This window comes from Ewingella sp. S1.OA.A_B6, from assembly GCF_049889095.1.
In the GTDB taxonomy this organism is placed as follows: Bacteria; Pseudomonadota; Gammaproteobacteria; order Enterobacterales; family Enterobacteriaceae; genus Ewingella.
In genome coordinates this window covers 961,709-987,212 of the sequence record NZ_JBLJFK010000001.1, presented here as the reverse complement: position 1 = coordinate 987,212, position 25,504 = coordinate 961,709, and the positions used below count along the sequence as shown (strand labels likewise).

At 51.1% G+C, this 25,504-nt stretch carries 20 protein-coding genes; 9 read left to right on the top strand and 11 right to left on the bottom strand.

Annotated features, from left to right (window positions below; all coding sequences use genetic code 11):
* Nucleotides 1–76: 76 nt before the first annotated feature.
* The 4 genes from fadD to yoaA form a co-directional block, all read right to left on the bottom strand.
* Complete coding sequence (gene fadD, locus ACMV8I_RS04760; RefSeq protein ID WP_498864040.1) at nt 77–1,774, bottom strand: long-chain-fatty-acid--CoA ligase FadD; 1,698 nt, start codon at nt 1,772–1,774, stop codon at nt 77–79.
* Between the two features lie 222 nt (nt 1,775–1,996).
* Nucleotides 1,997–2,605 carry a Slp family lipoprotein gene (locus ACMV8I_RS04755; RefSeq protein WP_498864039.1) on the bottom strand — a complete coding sequence of 203 codons (609 nt, stop codon included), beginning with the start codon at nt 2,603–2,605 and terminating at the stop codon, nt 1,997–1,999.
* Between the two features lie 63 nt (nt 2,606–2,668).
* Nucleotides 2,669–3,370, bottom strand: coding sequence for a tRNA (adenosine(37)-N6)-threonylcarbamoyltransferase complex dimerization subunit type 1 TsaB (gene tsaB / locus ACMV8I_RS04750; protein ID WP_498864038.1), 702 nt, complete (start codon nt 3,368–3,370; stop codon nt 2,669–2,671).
* Between the two features lie 102 nt (nt 3,371–3,472).
* On the bottom strand, nt 3,473–5,374 hold the full coding sequence (gene yoaA, locus ACMV8I_RS04745; RefSeq protein WP_498864037.1) for a DNA repair helicase YoaA: 1,902 nt from the start codon (nt 5,372–5,374) through the stop codon (nt 3,473–3,475).
* Nucleotides 5,375–5,517: 143 nt separating this feature from the next.
* On the opposite strand from yoaA, the gene ACMV8I_RS04740 reads away from it, so the two are divergent.
* Nucleotides 5,518–5,862 carry a RidA family protein gene (locus tag ACMV8I_RS04740; protein ID WP_498864036.1) on the top strand — a complete coding sequence of 115 codons (345 nt, stop codon included), beginning with the start codon at nt 5,518–5,520 and terminating at the stop codon, nt 5,860–5,862.
* A gap of 126 nt (nt 5,863–5,988) precedes the next feature.
* Here ACMV8I_RS04740 and ACMV8I_RS04735 read toward each other — a convergent pair whose 3' ends face one another.
* The 3 genes from ACMV8I_RS04735 to zwf all read right to left on the bottom strand — a co-directional run bounded on the left by ACMV8I_RS04735 (nt 5,989) and on the right by zwf (nt 9,082).
* Nucleotides 5,989–6,630 carry a bifunctional 4-hydroxy-2-oxoglutarate aldolase/2-dehydro-3-deoxy-phosphogluconate aldolase gene (locus ACMV8I_RS04735; RefSeq protein ID WP_498864035.1) on the bottom strand — a complete coding sequence of 214 codons (642 nt, stop codon included), beginning with the start codon at nt 6,628–6,630 and terminating at the stop codon, nt 5,989–5,991.
* Between the two features lie 270 nt (nt 6,631–6,900).
* Nucleotides 6,901–7,596, bottom strand: coding sequence for a 6-phosphogluconolactonase (gene pgl / locus ACMV8I_RS04730; RefSeq protein WP_498864034.1), 696 nt, complete (start codon nt 7,594–7,596; stop codon nt 6,901–6,903).
* A 10-nt stretch (nt 7,597–7,606) separates the two neighbouring features.
* On the bottom strand, nt 7,607–9,082 hold the full coding sequence (gene zwf, locus ACMV8I_RS04725) for a glucose-6-phosphate dehydrogenase (protein WP_498864033.1): 1,476 nt from the start codon (nt 9,080–9,082) through the stop codon (nt 7,607–7,609).
* Between the two features lie 358 nt (nt 9,083–9,440).
* Here zwf and ACMV8I_RS04720 point away from each other — a divergent pair, with 358 nt between their 5' ends.
* The 6 genes from ACMV8I_RS04720 (at nt 9,441) to ACMV8I_RS04695 (ending at nt 19,027) form a co-directional block, all read left to right on the top strand.
* The gene (locus ACMV8I_RS04720) at nt 9,441–10,310 is read left to right on the top strand and encodes a MurR/RpiR family transcriptional regulator (RefSeq protein WP_498864032.1); all 870 of its coding nucleotides are present in this window, start codon (nt 9,441–9,443) and stop codon (nt 10,308–10,310) included.
* A 75-nt stretch (nt 10,311–10,385) separates the two neighbouring features.
* Nucleotides 10,386–11,828, top strand: a complete 1,443-nt coding sequence (pyk, locus tag ACMV8I_RS04715) for a pyruvate kinase (protein WP_498864031.1) — start codon at nt 10,386–10,388, stop codon at nt 11,826–11,828.
* Between the two features lie 632 nt (nt 11,829–12,460).
* Nucleotides 12,461–14,005 carry a pyridoxal phosphate-dependent decarboxylase family protein gene (locus ACMV8I_RS04710; RefSeq protein WP_498864030.1) on the top strand — a complete coding sequence of 515 codons (1,545 nt, stop codon included), beginning with the start codon at nt 12,461–12,463 and terminating at the stop codon, nt 14,003–14,005.
* 12 nt (nt 14,006–14,017) lie between these two features.
* Nucleotides 14,018–15,328, top strand: a complete 1,311-nt coding sequence (locus ACMV8I_RS04705) for a lysine N(6)-hydroxylase/L-ornithine N(5)-oxygenase family protein (RefSeq protein WP_498864029.1) — start codon at nt 14,018–14,020, stop codon at nt 15,326–15,328.
* Nucleotides 15,329–15,349: 21 nt separating this feature from the next.
* The gene (locus tag ACMV8I_RS04700) at nt 15,350–17,728 is read left to right on the top strand and encodes a GNAT family N-acetyltransferase (protein ID WP_498864028.1); all 2,379 of its coding nucleotides are present in this window, start codon (nt 15,350–15,352) and stop codon (nt 17,726–17,728) included.
* A gap of 87 nt (nt 17,729–17,815) precedes the next feature.
* On the top strand, nt 17,816–19,027 hold the full coding sequence (locus ACMV8I_RS04695; protein WP_498864027.1) for an MFS transporter: 1,212 nt from the start codon (nt 17,816–17,818) through the stop codon (nt 19,025–19,027).
* Nucleotides 19,028–19,318: 291 nt separating this feature from the next.
* Here ACMV8I_RS04695 and lpxM read toward each other — a convergent pair whose 3' ends face one another.
* From lpxM to znuA, 3 genes are all read right to left on the bottom strand, one after another.
* Nucleotides 19,319–20,290 carry a lauroyl-Kdo(2)-lipid IV(A) myristoyltransferase gene (gene lpxM, locus ACMV8I_RS04690; RefSeq protein WP_498864026.1) on the bottom strand — a complete coding sequence of 324 codons (972 nt, stop codon included), beginning with the start codon at nt 20,288–20,290 and terminating at the stop codon, nt 19,319–19,321.
* Between the two features lie 180 nt (nt 20,291–20,470).
* Nucleotides 20,471–21,802, bottom strand: coding sequence for a murein DD-endopeptidase MepM (gene mepM / locus ACMV8I_RS04685; protein ID WP_498864025.1), 1,332 nt, complete (start codon nt 21,800–21,802; stop codon nt 20,471–20,473).
* Between the two features lie 21 nt (nt 21,803–21,823).
* Nucleotides 21,824–22,762 carry a zinc ABC transporter substrate-binding protein ZnuA gene (gene znuA, locus ACMV8I_RS04680; protein WP_498864024.1) on the bottom strand — a complete coding sequence of 313 codons (939 nt, stop codon included), beginning with the start codon at nt 22,760–22,762 and terminating at the stop codon, nt 21,824–21,826.
* 95 nt (nt 22,763–22,857) lie between these two features.
* Here znuA and znuC point away from each other — a divergent pair, with 95 nt between their 5' ends.
* Nucleotides 22,858–23,616 carry a zinc ABC transporter ATP-binding protein ZnuC gene (gene znuC, locus ACMV8I_RS04675; protein ID WP_498864023.1) on the top strand — a complete coding sequence of 253 codons (759 nt, stop codon included), beginning with the start codon at nt 22,858–22,860 and terminating at the stop codon, nt 23,614–23,616.
* Nucleotides 23,613–24,398, top strand: a complete 786-nt coding sequence (gene znuB, locus ACMV8I_RS04670) for a zinc ABC transporter permease subunit ZnuB (RefSeq protein WP_498864022.1) — start codon at nt 23,613–23,615, stop codon at nt 24,396–24,398. Before znuC ends, znuB begins: the two co-directional genes overlap by 4 nt.
* 94 nt (nt 24,399–24,492) lie before the next feature.
* On the opposite strand, the gene ruvB is transcribed toward znuB, so the two are convergent.
* Nucleotides 24,493–25,497, bottom strand: a complete 1,005-nt coding sequence (gene ruvB, locus ACMV8I_RS04665) for a Holliday junction branch migration DNA helicase RuvB (protein ID WP_498864021.1) — start codon at nt 25,495–25,497, stop codon at nt 24,493–24,495.
* Between the last annotated feature and the right edge of the window lie 7 nt (nt 25,498–25,504).

The following is a 25,504-nucleotide window of genomic DNA, read 5'->3' as shown; positions in this document are numbered from 1 at the left end:
TAGGGTTATTACGTGACAACGCCGGACATCGCCGGCGTTGTGAGAGTCTGCTCGCAAATACTGCACCTGCTCAGCGCTACGCTGCGTCCTGCGCCTTATCAGACTTAGGCTTATTCTGCTCATCGCGAAGTTCGCGACGAAGAATTTTGCCCACATTCGATTTCGGTAATTCATCGCGAAACTCAACAATTTTCGGTACTTTATAGCCCGTCAACATACGACGGCAGTGTGCCAGCAACTCTTCGGCGGTGAGCGATGGATCCTTCTTCACCACGCAAATCTTGACGACTTCGCCGGATGATTCACTGGCAACCCCGATAGCAGCCACTTCAAGCACTTTATCGTGCTGAGAGACGATTTCTTCAATCTCATTAGGATAAACATTGAAACCTGAAACCAGGATCATGTCTTTTTTACGATCTACGATGCGTAAAAAGCCCTGCTCGTCCACTGTAACGATATCACCGGTTGAGAGCCAGCCATCTTTTAATACCTCATCGGTGGCGGCCGGACGTTGCCAATAACCTAGCATCACCTGCGGCCCGCGGATTAACAGTTCACCCGGTTCGCCCATGGCCACTTCATGACCATCATCATCAACCAGTTTCACCTCTGTTGAGGGTACCGGCAAGCCAATGCTGCCACTATAGTGTTTCAAATCATAGGGGTTACCGGCCACCAACGGAGAACACTCTGTTAGCCCATAGCCTTCAAGCAAATGCTTACCGGTAAGTTTTTCCCATTTGTCCGCCACCGATTTCTGCACCGACATCCCCCCACCAACCGAAAGGCGCAGCGTAGAGAAATCCAGCTCACGAAAATCTTCATTGTTAAGCAACGCGTTGAACAACGTGTTTACCCCGCTGATGGTGGTAAACGGGTATTTCGCCAGCTCTTTTACCATGCCCGGAATATCACGTGGATTAGTGATTAACAGACTACGCCCGCCCAGTTCAATGAAGAGCAGGCAATTCACCGTGAGCGCGAATATATGGTAGAGCGGTAACGCTGTTACCACCAGCTCATAACCCGGTATCAGCAGCGGCGAATAAGCGGCTTTCGCCTGTTCGAGATTCGCCTGCATATTACGGTGGGTTAGCATCGCGCCTTTCGCTACACCCGTGGTACCGCCGGTATATTGCAGGAAAGCTAAATCACTATTGATGACATCCGGCTTGATATACTGCATCCGGCGGCCTTTTTGTAGCACGCTGCGAAATGAAATGGCATTAGGCAGATGGTATTTCGGCACCAGTCGTTTAATATATTTGACGACAAAATTAACCAGTGTGCCTTTCGCGGCTGAGAGTTGATCCCCCATGCGGGTGAGGATCACATGCTTAACCTGCGTCTTGAAAACCACTTTTTCCAGCGTATGGGCAAAGTTAGACACAATGACAATCGCGCTCGCGCCGCTGTCGTTGAGTTGATGTTCAAGTTCACGCGGCGTATACAGTGGATTCACATTGACTACCACCATGCCAGCACGTAACACGCCAAACAGGGCTATCGGATACTGCAAAAGATTCGGCATCATCAACGCAACACGATCGCCCTTCTTCAACCCCAATTCATTTTGCAAATAAGCGGCAAATGCGCGGCTACGCTCTTCTAGCTTACGAAACGTCATCACCTCGCCCATATTGATGAACGCCGGGCTATCTGCATAACGTAGGGCGGCATTTTCAAACATCTCAACCAGTGAGCTGTAGCGATCCGGATCGATATTCTCAGGAACATCTGAGGGGTAACGTTTTAGCCAAACCTTTTCCAAGGTAATACTCCTGAAATCATGCGTTATCGTCATGGCAATGTGACAAGTCCGATCACATCTTTAACAATATTTTAACTCAGCATACCAGTTGCGTTTTAAACAATGTTCAGGTTGAGAGGCCGGTCACTAATTTTGCTGAGCCTACATGGATCAAAAAAGAAAAAGGCGACCAGAGCCGCCTATAAAAGTCTGATTTACCGTTTTTTTGCCGGTGGCCGTGGTTTATTCGGTGACGATGGTTTCGACCCGTGCCGGTTGTGCATCATACCAGCCGGGGCCATAGCTTCGCCCCCAGCGTCGATCAAAAGGACCTCCATATCCCCAGCCCCATGGTCCCATCGGTTGTGGCGGCATCACCACCTGTTGGGTAAGGCGCCAGCGTTTGAAACTATTAACATTGACCGTAACAAACTGATACGACGTCTGCCCAATAGTGCCCTCTTCAGCGCCGGTAATTGGGCCAACAACGGTCACCAGCTGACCTTTGAAATCTACCGGATCGACGAAGCCATTCACATAAGCATGAATACGACCCAGCGAAGCAGCACCGAGAATTGGTCTTGCTGCGTCATCAAGCGGCATGGTGGCAATCTCAAGGCGCGTTTTGTTTTTCTCGTTGGTAATGCCCACGACTTTGCCACCGAAACGGGACTCCTGACCGACATACACCTGCGGCGCACCCTGCACGACTTGCAGATTCATTTGCGGTGTATCCGTTGTCCCACGAATATCATCGGGGACGGTAACACAACCAGACAACAATAAAACACTCAGGCCAATGGCGCTTAGGGGCAGAACCGAAAACCGTGGAACAATTGACCACTTACGCATAGCGATAACTCCTGGAAGACACTGTTAATTTTGACCACGGTTTACTGTACAAGTTGCCATAACTTACCGGCCAGGAAGCTTTTTCCATGTCACTTCATTGCGTAAATAAACAGGTTCCGCTTGCTCCGGAGTGACGCGGACGCCGCGTTGCCACATTTGCAGAGCCAATGGCAGCATATCTTCAGCCTGGGGCAGGCTCATTTTCCCCTCATATAATTCGGCGACTAATGACTCTCCCAGTAAATGCGGATAAGTTCCCCAACCGGTACCCACGGTGGCAAAACGACCGGTAAAGTTAGCGGCGCGCAGTTGCAACTGTTCAGGTTTGATCACTGCTTCACTCTGTTCGCCCTGCCAGTCGCCGTCTTCGTTGTAATAGTATTCCCCCCAATAGACGTCGCCCATGCGAGCATCAATGGCGGCTAATACCCGCTCAGCACCGGTCAGGCGATGTGCGCCTTGTGCCATGGTCATCAGGGTAGAAACCGGCAACAGTGGCAGCTCTGCGCCATATGCCAGGCCCTGAGCGACACCAATGCCGATGCGCACGCCGGTGAAGCTGCCAGGCCCGCGGCCAAATGCCAGGGCGTCCAGTTGATTTAGCGTAAGCCCGGCTTCAGATAATATCTGCTGCACCATAGGCAGAATACGCTGCGTGTGTTCGCGTGCGCAGAGTTCGAAATGAGCGAGCGTCTCGCCATCGTTGTAAAGCGCAACCGAACAGGCTTCTGTCGCCGTATCAATTGCTAAAATTCGCGTGGACATGCCAAACCTCAGGCGGGAAAAAGTAGTTAAAGGTCATAAATAAGCAGTTAGAAGCCTTTTTCGGGACGTTATTCTAGCATAGCCGGTGGCCTATTTCTGCTGTTAGCCATTTTGCAGAAAGTGGATCGCCTTGGCTAAATCACGGGTGCGCGGCGTGGGAGGCAAACTGTTCAGGAACACTTCGCCGTAAGGACGCATCACCAAACGGTTATCGCAGATAATCATCACGCCACGATCGTCGGTATCCCGGATTAAGCGCCCGACGCCCTGTTTAAGCGTGATCACCGCATCGGGTAGCTGCACCTCGTTGAACGGGTCCCCTCCACGCAGGCGGCAATCTTCGATACGCGCTTTCAGCAGCGGGTCATCCGGTGAGGTAAACGGCAATTTGTCGATGATCACGCATGAGAGCGCCTGACCACGCACATCTACCCCTTCCCAGAAGCTGCTGGTTGCCACCAGCAAAGCATTACCGGCTTCGACGAACTGGGCCAGCAACTGCCCTTTACTGGTTTCCCCCTGCACCAACACCGGTAACGTAGTACTGGCACGAAACTCTTCCGCCAGTTCGCGCATCATCAGGTGCGATGTGCAGAGGAAGAAGCAACGACCTTGGTTAGCTTCAATTAGCGGCAACAGCATTTTGGCCAGTTGGCGCGAACCACCACGCTCATTAGGCGATGGCAGGAAACGTGGCACGCAAAGCAACGCTTGATTGGCATAATCAAAAGGGCTGGCCAGCAGTAAGGTCTCGGCGTTATCAAGCCCAAGGCGGGCGGTAAAATGATGCAGTTGATCGTTCACCGAAAGCGTGGCGGAAGTAAAAATCCATGCCCCCGGTTTGTCGGCCATCATTTCACTGAATTTATCGGTCACCGACAACGGTGTCAGTGCCAGCACAAAGTGGCGCGAGTTGCATTCATACCAGTAACTATAACCGGGGATAGTGACATCTTTCAGGCGTTTAAGACGGTTGCGGTACACCGTCGCCCGTTCAAATGCCGCATCTAATAACGCCGAACGACCGAGTGACAGTTTCACCACGTCGTAGCACAACTCGAGTGCGTCATCGAGCAGCAACAGGGCGCGCTGAATAGCCGGTTGGTTGAGAACGTCACGCAGGTTACCGCGAAATCCAGGCTCGCCTAACGCCAGACGAAAATCCATGGTGCTTTGGCTCAGACGGTCAGCACTCTTTTGCAACTGGACCGAATCACGCACTTCCGTGCGGTAAGCAATAGTAATGTCTTTTGCCATATCCAATAGCTGACGGCTGGTGATCTGCTGACCGAAATACTGACTGGCGATATCGGGAATTTGGTGTGCTTCGTCGAAAATCATCACGTCGGCGGTCGGAATTAACTCACCGAAGCCGCTCTCTTTGACCACCATATCAGCCATAAATAGATGATGATTTACTACCACTACGTCAGCATCCATTGCCTTACGCCGGGCTTTGACCACGAAGCACTCTTTGTAGGCCGGGCAGTCGCTGCCGAGGCAATTATCGTTAGTGCTGGTCACCAGCGGCCAGACGTAACTGTCTTCGGCCACCACAGCGCAAGTACTAATGTCACCTTCTTCAGTCATGCTTGACCAATTACGCAGATGAACTAAATCGCTCAATGACTGGCTGGCAAGATCTCCGCCGGACAGGGACTGCTGCTCAAGACGTTCAATACACAGGTAGTTCGAGCGTCCTTTCAGCAACGCCAGTTTGCCCTTGAATTTCAGCGCGCTGGCAACTTTGGGTAAATCGCGAGAATAGAGTTGGTCCTGCAGTGCTTTGGAACCGGTAGAGATAATCACTTTTTTACCAGAGCGGAGTGCCGGGGCCAGATAAGCATAGGTTTTACCCGTACCGGTGCCCGCTTCCACCACCAGCCCCTGTTTGTTGTTGATCGCCTTGTTGACGGCCTGCGCCATCAGACGCTGAGGTTCACGCGGTTTAAAACCTTCAATTTTCTGCGCTAACGCGCCGTCTGGTGCAAAATCGTCTGTCACGCTGTTTCTCTACCTGTACGGATCAGCAGTGATTATGCCAACCCAACAGCTCCACGGCTACCGCCATCTGCCAATCCAACGTAATCCGTCTTTGTGTTACCCTTAAACACCATCATTAGAAAGCGACTGAAGGAGCGAAAACTATGAGTATCGAACGTATCCGGCCCGAGCCACGGATGTCAGATGTGGTTATTCACAACGAAACCATTTACTACACCGCGGTGCCGGAAAGTCTGGATGCTGACGCTAAAGATCAGACTGCAGAAACGCTGGCCATTATCGATACCGTGCTGGCTGAGGTGGGTTCTGACAAAAGCAAAATCCTCGATGTCACGCTGTTTTTGGTCCACAAGGAAGACTTCAGCGCGATGAACGAGGCCTGGGACACCTGGGTCTCTCCGGGCAACGCACCGGTTCGCTGCACGGTGCAAGCCAACCTGATGAACCCGAAATATAAAATTGAAATCAAGCTCATCGCCGCCCGTTAAGCGCTGATTTCAGACATAAAAAAACCTCCTGCTGGAGGTTTTTCTCATTATGAAGACCCAAAATCATTCGAGTTGCATCAAGACGGGCCAGGCCAGCCCAGAGACAACGTGAAGAATGATAGGTGTTTAGGCCTTGGCGCCTGCGACGGCTTCACGAGCCAGTTGCGTGATACGCTCATAATCACCACTTTCCAGCGCATCAGCCGGAACCAGCCAAGAGCCGCCGATGCACAGCACACTTTTCAGCGCCAGATAGTCACGATAGTTATTTGGCGTAATGCCACCGGTTGGGCAGAAACGCACCTGCGGGAACGGACCAGCAATCGCCTGTAACGCTTTGACGCCGCCATTGGCTTCCGCTGGGAAAAATTTGAACTCACGCAGACCCGCGTCCAGACCCATCATCAGCTCAGACACGGTACAGATGCCCGGGATCAACGGAATAGAACCCGCGTTAGCGGCTTTCAGTAAAGCATCAGTCAGACCTGGGCTGATAGCAAACTGCGCGCCTGCTGCCGTTACTTCTGCCAGTTGCTCAGGGTTGAGTACTGTCCCAGCACCAATGATTGCGTCAGGCACTTCTTTAGCAATCGCTTTAATAGCATCCATCGCGCACGCGGTGCGCAGCGTAACTTCTAGCACGCGAACACCACCCGCGACGAGCGCTTTGGCCAGTGGAACCGCATGTTCAAGTTTATTGATAACAATCACCGGAACAACCGGGCCGGACGTCAGAATGTGTTCCGCGCTTGTTTTCCAATTTTTCATTTTTGTCTCCATTCATGCCCGTGGGCATCGTTGTGATTGATGGCGTGCCCCTGCCACAGGGCCTGCAAAATGCAGGTTACCGACCACACCCACAATACTCTTCATCCTTCAAATCGCAGGGGTGTTGGCTGCCTTCACTCACCCGAATCACTTACGGAAGTAAGCTCATCGGGATTCGTTCAGTTGCCGCCTACCTGCAATTCGAATGATTTGGGGTATTAAAACTTCAATAAAAAACCGCGGCGTCAGCAACGGTTTCAGAAAATACTTTCACGCCGTCCAGTAAACGTTGACCGGCGTTTGCTGTTGATTAAGCACGGCGCGCACCGGCATCTCATTGACATCAGTACCTTTCTCCGCTCGCTCATAGACTTCACGCTTCACCTCGCCCATCAGATACAGATAGATGTTACGGCTGTCCAGCAGCATGGGTAAAGTCAGGGTTATTCGGTCGAGCGGCGCAGTGAGCGGCGTAATGCCCATGCATGTTCGGCCTGAATCGAGCGCCAGCGCGGTGAATAGATTTTTCGCACCAGGGAACAGCGACGCTGTATGACCGTCATCGCCCATACCTAGGATCACCACATCGATAGGACGAGGCAACGCCCTCAGGGCCTGCTCAGTTTCAGCGGCGCCTTCAAAAGGCGATGTAGCCTCATTTTTCAAACCAATAAAGGTGGCTGATGCGGCCAACCCCTGCAACAAGTGTTCTCGCACCAGTTTTTCATTGCTGGCGTCGTTGTCGGGGCTTACCCAGCGCTCATCGGCCAGCGAAATGACCACCTTGCTCCATTCCAGCTCCTGGCGCTGGAGCTGCATAAACAGATCGAGCGGTGTACGACCGCCCGACACCACCAGACTGGCTTTGCCGTTTGCCGCAATCCCCTGACGAAGGGCATCCGCAATTTTTCCAGCGAAGTTTTGGGTTAGCGCCAGTGCGCCGGAAAATTCGACAAAATTAGCCATCAGTTCCCCTTTACTCAAACTCGTTCCAGGAACGACCGTCACGGGTGATCATGGCCACTGACGCGACGGGACCCCAGGTTCCGGACTGGTAAGGTTTTGGTGATTCACTTTCGGCAGCCCAGGCATTCATAATGGAATCGACCCATTTCCAGGCTTCTTCTACTTCGTCACGACGAACAAACAGCGCCTGAATACCGCGCATAGTCTCCAGCAGCAGACGTTCGTAAGCATCAGCGATGTGCTGCTCGTTGAATGTCTCTGAGAAGCTCAGATCCAGTTTGGTCGTTTGCAGGCGATGCTTGTGTTCCAGACCCGGTACTTTGTTAAGCACTTCGATCTCAATGCCTTCATCCGGTTGCAGACGGATGGTCAGTTTGTTTTGCGGCAACTGTTGATAGGAATCACGGAACAGGTTCAGCGCAGGCGTTTTGAAGTAGACCACAACTTCTGAGCATTTAGTTGGCAGGCGCTTACCCGTACGCAGATAGAACGGCACACCCGCCCACTGCCAGTTGTCGATATCGACGCGGATAGAAACGAAGGTTTCAGTGGTACTGGTTTTTTTCGCGCCTTCCTCATCCAGGTAGCCAGGCACTTTTTTGCCCTGAACAAAACCGGCGGTGTACTGGCCACGCACGGTATTTTCGCGCACGTTGGTTTGATCAATGCGGCGCAGAGAACGTAGCACTTTCACTTTTTCATCACGGATACGATCGGTACTCAGGTCGGCCGGTGGCGACATGGCGATCATGGTTAGAATTTGCAGCAGATGGTTCTGGATCATGTCGCGCATTTGACCCGCGTCATCGAAGTAACCCCAACGACCTTCGATACCCACCTCTTCAGCCACGGTGATCTGGACGTGGTCGATGGTGCGGTTGTCCCAGTTACTGGCAAACAGGTTGTTGGCAAAACGCAGCGCCAGCAGGTTCAGAACGGTTTCTTTACCCAGATAATGGTCGATACGGTAAACCTGAGACTCGGCAAAGTATTCCGCCACCTGATCGTTAATCACCTGAGAAGACTCCAGTGAGTGCCCCAGTGGTTTTTCCATTACGACGCGCGACGGCTCTTTATTAAGTCCGGCTTCACCCAAGCCACGGCAGATGGCCCCAAAGTGACTTGGCGCAATCGCGAAATAGTTAATAGTGGCGCGATTCTTCTGGTCGAGCATTTTACCCAACACTTTGAAATGCTTGACATCATTCACATCAAGATTGCAGAAATCTAAACGGGCGCTGAGTTTATCCCACAACTCTGGCTCCATTTTTTCCTTCATGAAGGTGGTCAACGCTTCTTTGACAATTTCGGTATACGCCGCTTTGTCCCACTCTGCACGACCGACACCGATGATTTTGGTATCAGGATGAATGTGGCCAGCTTTCTCTAGCTGATACAGGGATGGCAACAGTTTGCGACGAGCAAGATCGCCTTTCGCACCGAAAATAACCAGGTCACAGGCCTGGGCTGTTTGGGTTACCGCCATGTTCTTCTCCTTAGTGCAAGAGTGCAGGATATATTGTAATTTTATTTCAGCAATAATGTACTCTGATTGGTTGGCGTCCGTAAACCTCGATCTAAAACGTTAATAAATGAATAAAAACTACATATATTGTCACAGATGTTAAATTCGCCGCCAAAAGCGCCTAATTATGTAATTTTATGACAAATATGGAGAAGATTTACCATACTGAAATTTAGATCCCGGTCATACTCTGAGGATAAAAGCTTAAAATTCACCACATTGCTTCTGCCAACCCCATCAGGCTCGTAGTATATTTTCATCAAACCGACATGATTTCCTCTTTTCATAGAAATCGTTGAAACCTATGAGTGGCACGCGAATGAATACATTGGAAAAAATCCAAAGTCATCTGGACATTCTAAGCAAGTCTGAAAGAAAAGTTGCTGAGGCCATTCTTGCCTCCCCGCAGACCGCCATCCATTGCAGCATTGCCACCCTTGCCCATATGGCCGGTGTCAGTGAACCCACTGTAAACCGTTTTTGCCGCCGGCTCGATACCAAAGGCTTTCCTGATTTCAAATTGCATCTGGCCCAGAGTCTGGCAAATGGCACGCCTTATGTGAACCGTAATGTTGAAGAAAATGATGGCGCAGACGCTTACACCAGCAAGATTTTCGAATCCACTATGGCGACGCTGGATCAGGTGAAAAACACCCTGGATATCAGCGCAATTAACCGCGCGGTTGACCTGCTTACTCAGGCTAAAAAAATCTCTTTCTTTGGACTGGGCGCATCGGCAGCCGTGGCGCACGATGCGATGAACAAGTTTTTCCGCTTCAATATTCCCGTGGTCTACTTTGATGACATCGTCATGCAACGTATGAGCTGTATGAACTGTACTGAAGGAGATGTTGTGGTGCTCATTTCTCACACTGGCCGTACTAAAAGCCTGGTCGAACTGGCGCAACTGGCACGGGGAAATGACGCAACGGTGATCGCAATCACCTCACAAAGTACCCCGCTCGCCCATGAAGCCACGCTGGCTCTGCTGTTGGACGTCCCTGAAGACACCGACGTCTATATGCCGATGGTGTCACGTATTGCACAGCTGACCCTGATCGACGTGCTGGCAACTGGTTTTACTTTACGCCGTGGCGCAAAATTCAGGGATAATCTAAAGCGGGTCAAAGACGCACTGAAAGAATCACGCTTTGATAAAGGCACACAAGTTTCCAATCTTTTCGACTAAGCGTAGTCTCAATGATAAAGAAATTCTTACTGTTTTTTTTGCAACACACTTGTTCACCAGTCAACGGAGTAATACATGTCCAGAAGGCTCAGAAGAACCAAAATTGTTTGTACCCTAGGCCCCGCTACCGATCGCGACAATAATCTGGAAAAGATCATTGCTGCCGGTGCCAACGTCGTTCGTATGAACTTCTCTCACGGCACTGCTGAAGACCATGTTATTCGCGCCAATAAAGTGCGTGAAATCGCAGCCCGTCTTGGTCGCCACGTGGCGATCCTCGGTGACCTGCAGGGTCCTAAGATTCGTGTTTCTACCTTTAAGGAAGGCAAAGTCTTCCTTAATATCGGTGATAAATTCCTGCTCGATGCCAACATGAGCAAAGGTGAAGGCGATAAAGAAAAAGTCGGCATTGATTATAAAGGCTTGCCTGCTGACGTCGTGCCTGGCGATGTTCTGCTGCTCGACGACGGCCGCGTACAACTGAAAGTGCTCGAAGTTCAGGGTATGAAGGTATTCACAGAAGTGACTGTCGGTGGCCCGCTGTCCAATAATAAAGGCATCAATAAGATGGGCGGCGGTCTGTCTGCCGAAGCGCTGACCGAAAAAGACAAAGCTGACATCATCACTGCCGCTAAAATTGGCGTCGACTATCTGGCCGTCTCCTTCCCGCGCACCGGCGAAGACCTAAACTATGCCCGCCGTCTGGCACGTGATGCCGGCTGTAATGCGCAAATCGTCTCTAAAGTAGAACGCGCCGAAGCCGTCGCCTCTGACGAAGCCATGGATGACATCATTCTGGCCTCGGACGTGGTCATGGTAGCGCGCGGGGATTTGGGCGTAGAGATTGGCGATCCGGAATTGGTGGGTATCCAGAAAAAACTTATCCGTCGCGCCCGTAAGCTCAACCGTGCAGTTATCACGGCGACACAGATGATGGAATCGATGATCACCAACCCGATGCCAACCCGCGCGGAAGTCATGGACGTCGCCAACGCAGTCCTTGATGGTACCGATGCTGTGATGCTTTCGGCAGAAACAGCGGCGGGTCAGTACCCGGCTGAAACCGTAGCCGCCATGGCGCGCGTTTGTCTGGGTGCTGAGAAGATCCCCAGCATTAATGTGTCAAAACACCGACTGGATGTGGAATTCGACAACGTGGAAGAAGCTATTGCGATGTCCTCCATGTATGCCGCCAACCACCTGAAAGGCGTCACCGCTATTATTGCCATGACAGAATCTGGCCGCACCGCCCTAATGATGTCACGCATCAGCTCGGGCTTGCCGATTTTTGCCATGTCCCGTCATGAACATACGCTGAATCTCACCGCTATCTACCGTGGCGTAACGCCGGTGTTCTTCGACAGTAACAGTGACGGTGTGGCCGCGGCGCACGATGCCATCATTCTACTGCGCGACAAAGGTTACCTGCTATCGGGCGATCTGGTTATCGTGACGCAGGGGGATGTCATGAGCACCATCGGCACCACCAATACCAGCCGTGTATTACAGGTTGATTAATCCGATGCCCCTATAAAGCGGGCGGGTTAATTCGCTTTTAATTTATTTTTCATTATTAATGCCAGTTCATGTGAGCTGGCATTTTTTATTGTCTTTTTTATGGTCGCCCTTATTTTTTCCTGACTATTATCCCCACGCCCACAATAAACAAAACCCCACTATTCTTACGCAATGAACGAAATAACATCAATAGTTGCGATTTAAATAAGGGTAAATATTCCAAATTGAATTTATTTCAACTCAATCAGAACATCATTTGGAATAATAAACACGGAATCATCTGATGGATTTTATTTTTCATACCGTAATTACTTTAATATTACGTGATGCATGTCACATAAAAAAATTAACTTTGCTACTTTCTGCTGAATGAACACCACTGACATTGAATGATAATGATTTGCATTTATAATGTCTCTCATTGGTTAATTGCCTGCTAATCTCTAAACAAAGGAATTTACACAAAACTAACATCTGTTAATTTTATTTAAATAAGCATTTAAAAACAAAAATTGCGTCTATGCAGGGCACTCCCCTGCCTGATAATAAATCGCGTTACTCAACTATCCCGACAATGGCCGGCGGCTTCCCCATGCCTGCTGAAGCCAAAAAGGGAAAAGACAGGAATCAGCATGAGCCAGATAAATTATTCTGAAACAGCGCCTTCATCGTCGTTAATACCACGAAATCAGGGTCTTATTTTCAATCAAAATAGCACTGAAGAGTGGCAAGCACAGATTGAAAATGGCCTTGAGATAATCAAAAACCATATTAATGGCAAGGAAAAACCCTTTTCGGGGATTTCGCCTGCTGAATTAGCCGAACAATTTCGCCATATTGATCTGACCCAGCCTTTACCCGGCACACGACTGGCTCTTGAAGAACTGGACGATTTATATCTGCAACATGCTGTCTATTTCCACCATCCAAAATACCTGGCTCATCTCAATTGCCCAACCGTCGTTCCTGCCCAACTGGCGGAATTATTTATCAGCGCTATTAACTCTTCTGTCGATACCTGGGACCAAAGCGCAGGTGGCACGCTGATCGAGCAGAAGGTGATCGACTGGACATTGGATCGCATTCAGTTCGGCCCGCAATCAGACGGTATTTTCACCAGCGGCGGCACACAGTCGAACCTGATGGCGATGCTGCTGGCGCGTGACGATTACTGCAAACGAACTCTGCCTGGGCACAGCATCAAATATCAGGGCCTGCCACCGGAAGCTAACCGATGGCGGATTTTCAGCTCGCAGGTCAGCCATTTCAGCATTCAGAAATCTGCTGCCCTGTTGGGACTCGGCTATGACGCCGTGGTGCCCATCACCTGTGACAGCGCATTTCGTATGGACATCAACGCACTGAAGCAAGAGATCGCCCGCTGCCACACCGAAGGGCTGATCCCCATTGCCATCGTCGCCACCGCAGGTACCACAGATTTCGGCAGTATCGACCCTCTGAACGGTATCGCAGATATATGCCGCCATGAAAAAATCTGGATGCACGTGGACGCCGCCTACGGTTGCGGCCTGTTGGTTTCCCCGCAGCATCGTCAGCGCATCGACGGTATTCAGTTGGCCGACTCAGTGACCGTTGATTACCACAAGTCCTTCTTCCAGCCGGTCAGTTGCAGCGCATTCCTGCTCAATGATCAAAAGCATTTTGAGCACGTTACCTGCTACGCCGACTACCTCAATCCGTTAAGCGCAAAACTGGAAGGCACGCCGAATCTGGTCAATAAAAGTATTCAAACTACCCGACGTTTTGACGCGCTGAAAATGTGGCTCACGCTACGCATCATGGGTCAACAAGCGCTGGGTGAACTCTTTGACACCTTACTGGCGCTGACCACAGACGCACATCAGCAACTGGTTAATCATCCGAATATCGAGGCTCTGCATCATCCCGAACTGAGCACGTTGGTGTTCCGCTTCGTCCCCCGCCAATCACTGTCCGACGAGCAGATTGATGGCGTGAATGCCGATATCCGTAAAGCCATCTTCCGCGCCGGTAGCGCGGTAATTGCGGGAACCAAAGTGAATCAGCGTCAGTATCTGAAATTTACCCTGCTCAACCCGATGACCACTCAGGAAGACATCGCTGACGTTATCAGTTTGATTGTGCATTACGGCAAGAAATTAAGCCGTGCAGCGCTGAGCACGGAACAAGGTCAATAACAGGAATTCACCATGCCAAATCTTAACAGTAGTCACAAAACCTATGATTTCATCGCCATCGGTATTGGGCCGTTTAACCTCGGACTGGCCTGCCTGACTGAGCCGGTGAAAGATCTGGACGGTCTGTTTCTTGATCAAAATGATGGCTTTGACTGGCACACCGGCATGATGCTGGAAAGCGCCATGCTGCAGACGCCGTTCATGGCCGATCTGGTGACGCTGGCAGACCCCACCAGCCGTTTCAGCTTCCTCAATTACCTCAAGCAAAAAGGCAAAATTTACTCGTTCTACATCCGTGAAAATTTCTTCATGATGCGCAAAGAGTTTAACCAGTATTGCCAATGGGCCTGCCAGCAACTGACTAATCTCCAATTTTCTACCCGCGTAGAACGGGTGACCTGGAGTGAAGAGGCGCAGTGCTATCTGGTGCAGGCACAATCAACCAAAGACGGGGAAAAGCAGCTCTATCGCGCCAGAAAACTGGTGCTCGGCACAGGCCCTTCGCCGTGGCTGCCGTCCTGTGCACGCGGGGTGAGTCAACAGGTGCATCATTCGAGCACCTACCTGCCAAACAAAGAACAGGTACAGCAATCTACGTCCGTTACCGTGGTTGGCAGCGGCCAGAGTGCGGCAGAAATTTTTTATGACCTGCTCTCTGATATCGAAAAATATAATTATCAGCTGACCTGGGTGACCCGCGCGCCACGCTTTTACCCGTTGGAGTACAGCAAGCTAACGTTGGAGATGACCTCGCCAGAATACATCGACTATTTTCATGACCTACCGATGGGTAAACGCGACCAACTGAACCGCGAGCAGAAAGGCCTCTACAAAGGCATCAACATTAGTTTAATCAATGATATCTATGACCTGATGTACACCAAGCGCCTCGACGGTCCGCTGAACGTCAATCTGTATACCCATTCCGAACTCACCGGAATGGCATGCAGTCACAGCGGTGAACTGGAGATGACCTTCCTGCAACAGGAGCAACAGCAGGAATACTGTCACAGCACGAGCTCAGTGATCCTCGCCACCGGCTATGGTTACCGCCCTCCTCAATGCATTGAGGGAATACATTCGCGCATTCAGTGGGATGACGCAGGTCGTTACGCCGTTAACCGCAACTACAGCATCGACGCGCATAACCAGATATTCGTCCAGAATGCCGAGCTACATACCCACGGCTTCGTCACACCCGATCTGGGCATGGCCTGTTACCGCAACAGCAGCATTATCCGCGCCATGCTGGGTGAAGATGTCTACCCGATCGAACAAGCTATTGCCTTCCAGACATTTTGTGCCCGTGGGCTGGGTGAGTAATGGCCGTCAAGGAGCATAAACATGTTTGAAACTCAATCCAAAATCCTGTTTTCCCGTTCACGGCAAGCCGGTGAACTGACGCTGCGTCCGCTGGTTTTTCCGCAAGATGCCGACCTGCTGCACATCTGGATGACGCAGCCTTATGCCCATTTTTGGGGAATGCAAAATAGTCATCGTGATGAGGTCGACACTTTCTACCGCGAACTGACCGCGAATAACCCGCGGGCGGCTCTGATGGGAGAATGCGATGGCAATCCGGCGTTTTTGATTGAATGTTACCCGGTACAGGATGACCCGCTGCATGAACATTACGACGTGCAGCGCGGTGATATTGGCATGCATATTTTGCTATCACCGCCTGACCAGCCGGTACCGGGCTTTAGCTGGCAGGTTTTTTCCACGGTGATGGAATATCTGTTCAGTCGGCCTGACGTACTGCGCGTGGTGGTCGAGCCCGATGTACGCAATGACAAAATACACCGGCTGAACAAGCGTGCCGGTTTCCAGTATCAGCACAAAATCGAACTGCCCCATAAAACTGCCTGGCTGGCATTCTGCCAGCGCGACGATTATTTACTGGCCCGCCAGAAGGAACAACGAATGAAAACCGATTCTGCCATGCAAACAGGTCAGCATTTGCAACCGCAACACTGGGGCAAAGCTAACGCGCTGTTACTGCGCAAGTGCCTGTCCGAGCTGGCTCACGAACGGCTGATCGAGCCGGTAGTTCTGAATCAGTCAACTGACTGGACCAACTACCAGCTTGCCGTTCCTGGCAGCGAAGTCGAATATCGCTTCCGCGCGCGCCGTCTGCCCCTGAATGACTGGCTGATTGCTGCAGACAGCATCCAATGCCTCGATAACCTGTCGCCGCAGCCGCTCGACGCCTTGCAATTCATCATCGAATTCGCCGAACAGATTGGTATCTCACAGGCCATGTTACCGACCTACATGGAAGAAATTTCCAGCACGCTGTATGGCAGCGCATGGAAACTGGAAAATAATCACACCACCGCCAAACAGCTCAGCCACGCGGATTTCCAGACGGTAGAAGCCAACATGACCGAAGGGCATCCGAGTTTTATTGCCAATAATGGCAGAATTGGTTTCGACGCTGCTGATTACGTGCGATATGCGCCGGAAGCCGCCAACCCGCTGAAACTGGTGTGGGTGGCGGTGCATCATGACAAAGCGCATTTCGCCAGCGTGGAAGGTTTGCCTTATGAGAGATTGATTGCCGAGGAACTGGGCGACGCACAGATCCAGGCCTTCACCGCAACCCTTACCGGGCGAGGCCTCGACCCGAAAAGTTATTACTTCATGCCGGTACATCCCTGGCAATGGCAGAACAAATTGCTCACCGTTTTTGCTCCGGACATCGCCCGCAACTTCCTGATTTATCTGGGTGAAGGTGATGATCGCTATCTGGCGCAGCAGTCGATCCGCACCTTTTTTAACGCCAGCCAGCCGACGCACCGTTATGTGAAAACGGCTCTGTCGATCCTCAACATGGGCTTTATGCGCGGGCTATCGCCGTATTACATGGCGACGACGCCGGGTATTAATGAATGGCTGGCCGATCTGGTGGAAAATGACGCCTACCTACAAGCTAATGGATTCAGCATCCTGCAGGAAGTGGCGTCACTGGGTTATCACAATCACTACTTTGAGCGGGCAATTCAGGGCGATAGCGCCTATAAAAAAATGTTCGCTGCCCTGTGGCGTGAAAACCCGGTGGCCCTCCTGAAGCCGAACCAGCGCCTGATGACAATGGCTTCCCTGCTGCATACCGATTTCAACGGCGATGCGCTGATTGGCGAAATGATCGCTTCTTCAGGGCTGGACGCCACCGAATGGCTAAAATGCTACACCACAGCCTACCTCAGCCCGCTGCTGCACTGTTTCTATAAGTATGACTTGGTGTTTATGCCGCATGGCGAAAACCTGATCCTGTTATTCGAGAACAATGTGCCGGTCAAAGCCTATATGAAAGATATTGCCGAAGAGATCGCGGTGATGAATCCCAACGCCAACCTGCCGGAAAAAGCTAAACGCCTGGCGGTCGACGTACCGGAACAATTGAAGATCCTGTCGATTTTCACCGACGTTTTCGCCGGCGTATTCCGCTTTATTTCACGCATTCTGGAAGAGCAGAACCTGATGAAAGCTGATGATTTCTGGCACGTCGTCGCCGACACCGTGCACGACTATCAGCAGCATTATCCTGAGCTGGCGGAGAAATTCGCTCGTTACGACCTGTTCTGCCCGGCGTTTATTCACTCGTGCCTGAATCGCCTGCAACTGGCGAATAACCAGCAGATGATCAATCTTTCTGATCCCGCGCAGAACCTTAAGTTTGCCGGTACGCTGGATAACCCGATTGCCCGTTATAAAAACTGATCATTCTTTATTTTGACGTTATTTTCAGCGCGGCTTTCTCAGGCCGCGTTTTTTAGTTTTATTGGAAACACAAAAGAGAGTGTCTTTATGTCATCCATATTCCAACCCGCCGAACAACTGAAACCACGCCAGTGGCTGTTTCCGTTGTCGTTGGTGCTTTTTGAATTCGCCACCTATATTGCTCATGACATGATTCAGCCCGGTATGTTGCAGGTCATCAGCGATTTCAGCGCCAGCTCAGACTGGGTATCTACCTCACTGACGGCTTATTTATGTGGCGGGATTATGCTGCAATGGCTGCTCGGCCCATTGTCTGACCGTATCGGCCGCCGGCCGGTGCTGCTGACCGGCGTGGCGTTTTTTGTTGTCACCTGTTCGGCCACGCTGCTGACGCAAAGTATTGAACAATTCATTCTGATGCGATTCCTGCAAGGTATGAGTCTGTGCTTTATTGGCGCAGTGGGTTATGCCGCTATTCAGGAAGCCTTCAGCGAAAGTCTGAGCATCAAGCTGATGGCACTGATGGCCAACATTACGCTGATAGCCCCGCTGCTTGGACCACTGGCTGGTGCCACCTTTATTCATTATGCGCCGTGGAAAGCGATGTTTGCTCTGTTTGCACTGGTGTCGCTTATCGCCTGGTGGGGACTATGGCGCAGTATGCCGGAGACTGCGCCACGCGACGGACAGCCATTTTTACTTCGCCGAGTACTGGCAGATTATCAGCACGTGATGACTCATAAAGCTGTAGTGTTTGGCGCACTGGCCATTGGTTTCGTCACGTTGCCGCTGCTGGCATGGGTGGCACAATCCCCGGTGATATTAATCCAGGATGCGGGAATGTCACCTCTCCAGTACGGTTGGGTGCAAGTCCCTATTTTTGTCGGTCTGATCGCTGGTAACCTGACATTGAGCAAACTGAGTGGCAAAGTAAAAATCACGACGCCAATCTGGCTTGGCGTTATCCCGGTGGTGCTGGGTTTGGCTATCACTGCCGCCAGTGCAACATTTTTCGACCATGCCTGGAGTGGCATTATTGCTGGTCTGAGCCTGTACGCGTTAGGTTCTGGCCTGGTTAACGCCGGATTGTACCGCCTGACACTGTTTGCCAGTCCGGTTGGAAAAGGTACTGTCGCCGCCGCATTGGGGCTTATCACTATTGTGGTTTTCGTATTGGGGATTGAGATTGCCAAGCAACTTTATTTTGCCGGTGGCAACAGCCTGTTTACTCAGTTTGGATTATTAGCGGGAGCCGCCGGGGTGATGTGCATCATGATGTTTATGCGGGGAAGGTGTTAGCTTTTTGGAAAAGCTAAAGTAAAACTTTAAGGTCAAAACCGTGGGCTCGCCGCCCACACTGGCCTTAAGATCAAGACCGTGGGCGCTGGCCCACACTGGGGTAAGGGGATTGAAACGAATCCCCCTTACTAATCCCCCGTTTTATTCACTCCGTTGCTGTTTTTAAAAGAGCCGGAGATTTTTAAGAGGCGCGGCGATAGGCGCCTCTTAAAGCCAGTTTGGGTGGCAACCCAAGGTTTTGACCTTGAAGTAAGGTTTGAATTTGAAAGCGGCTTAGGCCCGCCCGCCAAATCACTTGGGATATAGCTCATCCCGCGAATAAGGTTCAGTCTCGCCGGGCTTACGGGTTTTCAGTAATTTGAGGATCCAGGTGTACTGCTCAGGGTTAGGGCGAACCAGCATCTCGACCTCTTCGTTCATACGGCGTGCAACCTGCTGGTCATCTGCATGCTCTAAATCATCCATTGGCGGACGGATATATATATCCAAACGATGTTCACGCCCGTTATACACCGGGAACATCGGCACGATCGCAGCACGACAAACTTTCATCAACCGCCCGAGGGCTGGCAATGTAGCCTTATAGGTGGCGAAGAAATCAACAAATTCACTGTGTTCAGCACCATGATCCTGATCGGGCAAATAGTATCCCCAATGTCCCTGACGAACCGAAGTGATAAACGGCTTGATGCCATCATTGCGGGCGTGCAGCCGTCCACCATAGCGGCAACGAACGGTATTCCACAGATAGTCAGTCAACGGGTTTTTCTGATTATGGAACATCGCGGCAATCGGCTGACCACTGGCCGCCAATAACATAGCCGGAATATCCACTGCCCAACCGTGTGGCACCAGGAAAATGACGTTTTTACCATCGGCCTGCATTTGATCAATAATTTCTTTGCCATGCCAGCGAACCCGGCTCAGAACTTTTTCAGGTTTTCGGCAAGCCAGTTCAGCCATCATCACCATTGACTGCGGCGCGGCGGCAAACATTTCATCAATGATATGTTCACGTTCTGGCTCTGGCATTTCAGGCATGCAGTAAAGCAGATTTATCCGCGCGCGGCGGCGGGCACCTTTTGCCAGCTTGCCGGCAAAGCGCCCGAGAACGCCTAAAATCGGGTCGCGAATTTTTGCGGGAACATAAGCCATTCCAGCCATTGCGCCCACGCCCAGCCAAACCCCCCAATAACGCGGGTGATAAAAGGCTTTCTGAAATTGCGGAATAAATACGGCGGTCGATTTTTTCTCTGGCTGCATAAACGGCTCTGAATACAATTTTTTAAGACAACAATCGTTCAATGATAAGTGCAACGCACTCATTTGCAAAGAAACTCACGACGTTATGTTAATGAAGCAACACTAAAAACGGGCAAAAACACACTGATAAACCGTGTGTTTTGCCCGTTCGCGGAAAGCAGGAACTACTGAGTCTACAACTCAGTTAAGTTTCAATTGAGGAGTAACCTGCTTAACGGTCGCAAGATAATCGCGGCGATCTTTACCGGTCAGTCCTTCAGAACGCGGCAGTTTAGCAGTCAACGGATTGACGGCTAGCTGGTTAATCCACATTTCAAAGTGCAAATGCGGACCGGTAGAACGGCCAGTGTTACCGGACAACGCAATGCGGTCACCGCGTTTAATCGTCTGACCCGGTTTCACCAGTATTTTACGCAGGTGCATATAACGGGTCATATATTGGCGCCCATGGCGGATGGCCACATAGTTACCGGCAGCACCGTCATGTTTAGCAACGATTACTTCACCATCACCCACCGCCAGGACCGGCGTACCAACAGGCACAGCAAAATCTACGCCACGGTGCGGTGCAATACGGCCGGTGACCGGATTGAGACGACGCGGATTGAAATTGGAGGAGACACGGAACTGTTTGATGGTCGGGAAGCGCAGGAATCCTCGTGCCAGCCCGCTGCCGTTACGGTCGTAGAATTTGCCGTCTTCTGCGCGGATAGCGTAATAATCTTTGCCGCTGCTAAGCATACGAACGCCCTGTAACTGGCTTTGTTCACTTTTGCCATCAAGCATTTCGCGGGACATCAATACGGAAAATTCATCACCCTTACGCAGTTTTTTAAAATCAAGCTGCCACTGTAAGGCTTTTACTACCGAACTGATTTCAGCGCCGGTCAGGCCTGCCGCTCTGGCGCTGGTGACAAAGCTACCGTCCAATTTCCCCTTCAGAACATTATCTTTCCATTCGCCTTTTATCGTTTCCAGGCTGGATTTAAATCCATTGCCAGAACGATCATAGGTATAGGTATCGCGACGGGATTTCTCCCAGGTCATACGCTGTAATTCGCCGTCGTCATTGAGGGTCCACGACAATTGCTGGCCGACTTTAAGGTTACGCAGATCGCTGTCGGCTGAGGACAGTGCAGCGATCTCAGACATATCGACACCATACTGGTTCAGAATGCTGCTCAGCGTATCGCCGGTTGAAACCACATACTCGTGTACGCCATTTTCCGACTCTACTTTTTCGTCGAGATCATCTTGCGGGATATCTTCAGCAGGCGCCGGTTGATCGATAGGTTCACTGGCCTCAGGAAGCAGCGAGCGCACTTGTTCGCTATCGAGCTGAATATGTTTAACGATAGGCTTATTGTCATAAGAATCGTATTCTGGATGGTGAACGAAGGGTTTCCAGACTGCCACAGCAAGTGTGACGACGGTAAGCGACCCCAGCAAAACGCGGTGGGGCCGTGGAAGATTGTTATACGCCAAAGCGATAGAACGGGCTATCAGCTGCACTTTAATACTGTCCTTTTAATCTTACTTCAGGCAGCTCACGTACTGGTTAGTCAGATGTGACAGGAAGTTCACATAACTGTCCTTACCCAATGCGATCCCGCTCCCCAGCGGATCCAATGTGCCCATACGCACTGTTGTTCCCTGGGCAACGGCATTAATTACGGCCGGCCTGAATTGTGGTTCAGCAAAAACACAGACTGCCTTTTGCTCAACCAACTGAGTTCGAATGAGATGTAATCGCTGCGCACCGGGTTGAATTTCGGGATTGACCGTAAAGTGGCCAAGTGGCGAAAGGCCGAAATGCTTTTCAAAATAGCCATAGCCGTCATGAAAAACAAAGTATCCCTTACCCTGCACAGGCTGCAGCATCTTACCAAGGTTTTCGTCAACTTTTGTCAAGCTATCTTCAAACTGTTTTAAGTTGGCGTCTAATTTGTCTTTCTTCTGCGGCATAAGTTCCAATAATTTTGCATGAATTGCGATCGCAGTCTGTTTTGCAATCTCAGGGGACATCCACACGTGCATATTGTACTCACCGTGATGATGTTCATCCGCGTGCTGATCCGGTGCTCCGTCGTGGCCATGATTGTGCTCATCCTCATCGCCTTTCTGAAGAAGAGGTTTAACGGTATTTAACGTGGCGATTTCGACCTGACGGTTTGGTGATAACTGCGCAGTGGATTTGGTCATAAAAGCTTCCATCTCCGGGCCAACCCATACCACCAGATCGGCACGGCGGATTTTTTGTAAATCGGATGGGCGCAGGGCGAAGTCATGCGGTGAGGCACCATCAGGTAACAATATCTCTGTCGGTGTTACACCATCAGCAATTGCTGAGGCGATAAACCCCAGCGGGCGGACGGAAGCGACCACCGATGCTTGTGCCGTCGTGATACCGCAACCTGAGACTAACGCTGCGGCTAATAACATTCGTTTAAAGTTCTTAGTGTTTTGTATCATAGGGCATCAACTCATCATCATTAGGTTGAAAACTGGTTATTTATGCGAAAACGCAATATTATAACATTCGATTTGTTCTGCAAGACATCACTGACATGCCCACTTTAGCCACACTACACAATATCTCGGTCACTTTCGGCTCCCGACACGTGCTGTCGGATATCTCGCTGACGCTGCAACCCGGAAAAATTCTTACCCTGCTAGGCCCGAACGGCGCGGGGAAATCTACGTTAGTACGCGTTGTGCTTGGTCTGGTTCCCCCCACCAGCGGCACTCTCACCCGGCAGTCTGATCTACGCATCGGCTACGTGCCGCAAAAATTACATCTTGATGACACCATGCCACTGACCGTCAGCCGCTTTATGCGTCTGAAGCCCGGCGTGAAGCGTCAGGATATTTTACCGGCGCTAAAACGTGTGCAGGCCGCTCATCTGATTGATCAGCCGATGCAAAAACTTTCCGGCGGTGAAAATCAGCGCGTTTTACTGGCTCGGGCATTGATGAATAGCCCGCAATTGCTGGTGCTTGATGAACCGACCCAAGGGGTTGACGTTAACGGACAGCTGGCGCTGTATAACTTGATCGACAGTCTGCGACGCGAACTCGGCTGCGCGGTGCTGATGGTATCCCATGACTTGCATCTGGTGATGGCAAAAACGGATGAGGTTTTGTGTCTGAACGAGCACATCTGCTGCTCTGGTTCGCCGGAAGTCGTGTCGATGCATCCTGAATTCATTGCCATGTTTGGCAACCGTGGTGCTGAACAACTGGCCATTTATCGTCATCATCACAATCACCGTCATGATTTAAAGGGAAAAGTTATTTTGCGTAATAGCGGAGGCCGTGACGCATGATTGAGTTATTACTGCCCGGCTGGCTGGCCGGTATTTTGCTGGCAACGGCAGCGGGTCCGCTGGGCTCGTTTGTGGTCTGGCGACGCATGTCTTATTTTGGCGATACCCTCGCCCATGCCTCATTGCTCGGCGTGGCCTTCGGCCTGTTGCTCAACATCAATCCATTTTATGCGGTGATCGTCGTTACCTTATTACTGGCCCTTATATTGGTCATGCTTGAACGTAAGCCGCATCTGGCCGTCGATACACTGCTCGGCATTATGGCGCACAGCGCGCTGTCGCTGGGTCTGGTGGTGGTCAGTCTGATGTCTAATGTGCGCGTCGACCTGATGGCCTATTTGTTCGGCGATCTGCTGTCAGTGACATTCAGCGATATCTGGATGATTGCCATTGGCGTAGTAGTAGTGATCGCCGTGCTGTGCTGGCAATGGCGTTCGCTGTTGTCGATGACAATCAGCCCAGAGCTGGCTCACGTTGATGGCGTAAATCTTCAACGTACGCGCATTATGCTGATGCTGGTGACGGCATTGACTATCGGCCTGGCGATGAAGTTTGTCGGAGCGCTTATCATCACGTCACTGTTGATTATCCCGGCGGCTACGGCGCGCCGTTTCGCCAAAACCCCAGAGCAGATGGCACTGATTGCCATTGCGGTCGGCATTCTGGCCGTTACCGGTGGGCTGAGCTTCTCAGCATTTTATGACACACCGGCCGGGCCGTCAGTGGTGCTGAGTGCAGCGATCATGTTTGTGCTCAGTTTGACCAAAAAACAGGTGGCATAACCTTGATTGAATAAATAGCCCGGCCTGATAAGCACCATAAAAATGGACGCCACATTGAGCGTCCATTTTTTGTGAAGAAGCAGCCTCTTTAGGTCTATTCAGGACGCGTCATACCGAAGTGTTTATAGGCATGATTGGTTGCCATACGTCCGCGTGGCGTACGCTGAATAAAACCTTGCTGAATCAGAAAAGGTTCAATCACGTCTTCGATGGTTTCGCGCTCTTCGCCAATCGCTGCTGCCAGATTATCGAGGCCGACCGGGCCGCCGGTGAATTTATCAATGATCGCCAGCAGCAGTTTGCGGTCCATATAGTCGAAACCTTCAGCATCTACATCCAGCATATCCAGCGCACCGTTGGCGGTATCGCCGTTGATGGTGCCGTCGCCTTTGACTTCAGCGAAATCACGCACGCGACGCAGCAGACGGTTGGCAATACGCGGTGTACCTCTCGAGCGGCGGGCTATCTGATGTGCGCCCTCTTTCGAAAGCTGTAAACCCAAACAGTTGGCGCTGCGCCCAACGATGTGCTGTAAATCCGCAACCTGATAAAATTCAAGGCGCTGCACGATACCGAAGCGGTCACGTAATGGCGATGTCAGGGAACCGGCGCGGGTAGTCGCACCAATTAGCGTAAAGGGCGGGAGATCAAGTTTGATGGAGCGGGCGGCTGGGCCTTCGCCAATCATGATATCCAGCTGATAATCTTCCATCGCCGGATATAAAATCTCTTCGACAACTGGCGATAAACGGTGGATTTCATCGATAAACAATACGTCATGCGGCTCAAGATTGGTGAGCATGGCTGCCAGATCGCCGGCCTTTTCCAAAACCGGGCCCGATGTGGTGCGCAAATTCACGCCCATCTCGTTCGCTACAATATTCGCCAACGTCGTTTTACCGAGGCCAGGAGGACCAAAAATCAACAGGTGATCGAGCGCATCACCACGCTGTTTTGCCGCCTGTATGAATATTTCCATTTGCGAACGAACGTGAGGTTGACCGACATATTCCGAAAGCATCTTGGGGCGTATTGCCCGGTCGATGACCTCTTCTTCGTTGATCACATCAGGTGAAATCAGGCGGTCTGCTTCTATCATCTCTTAC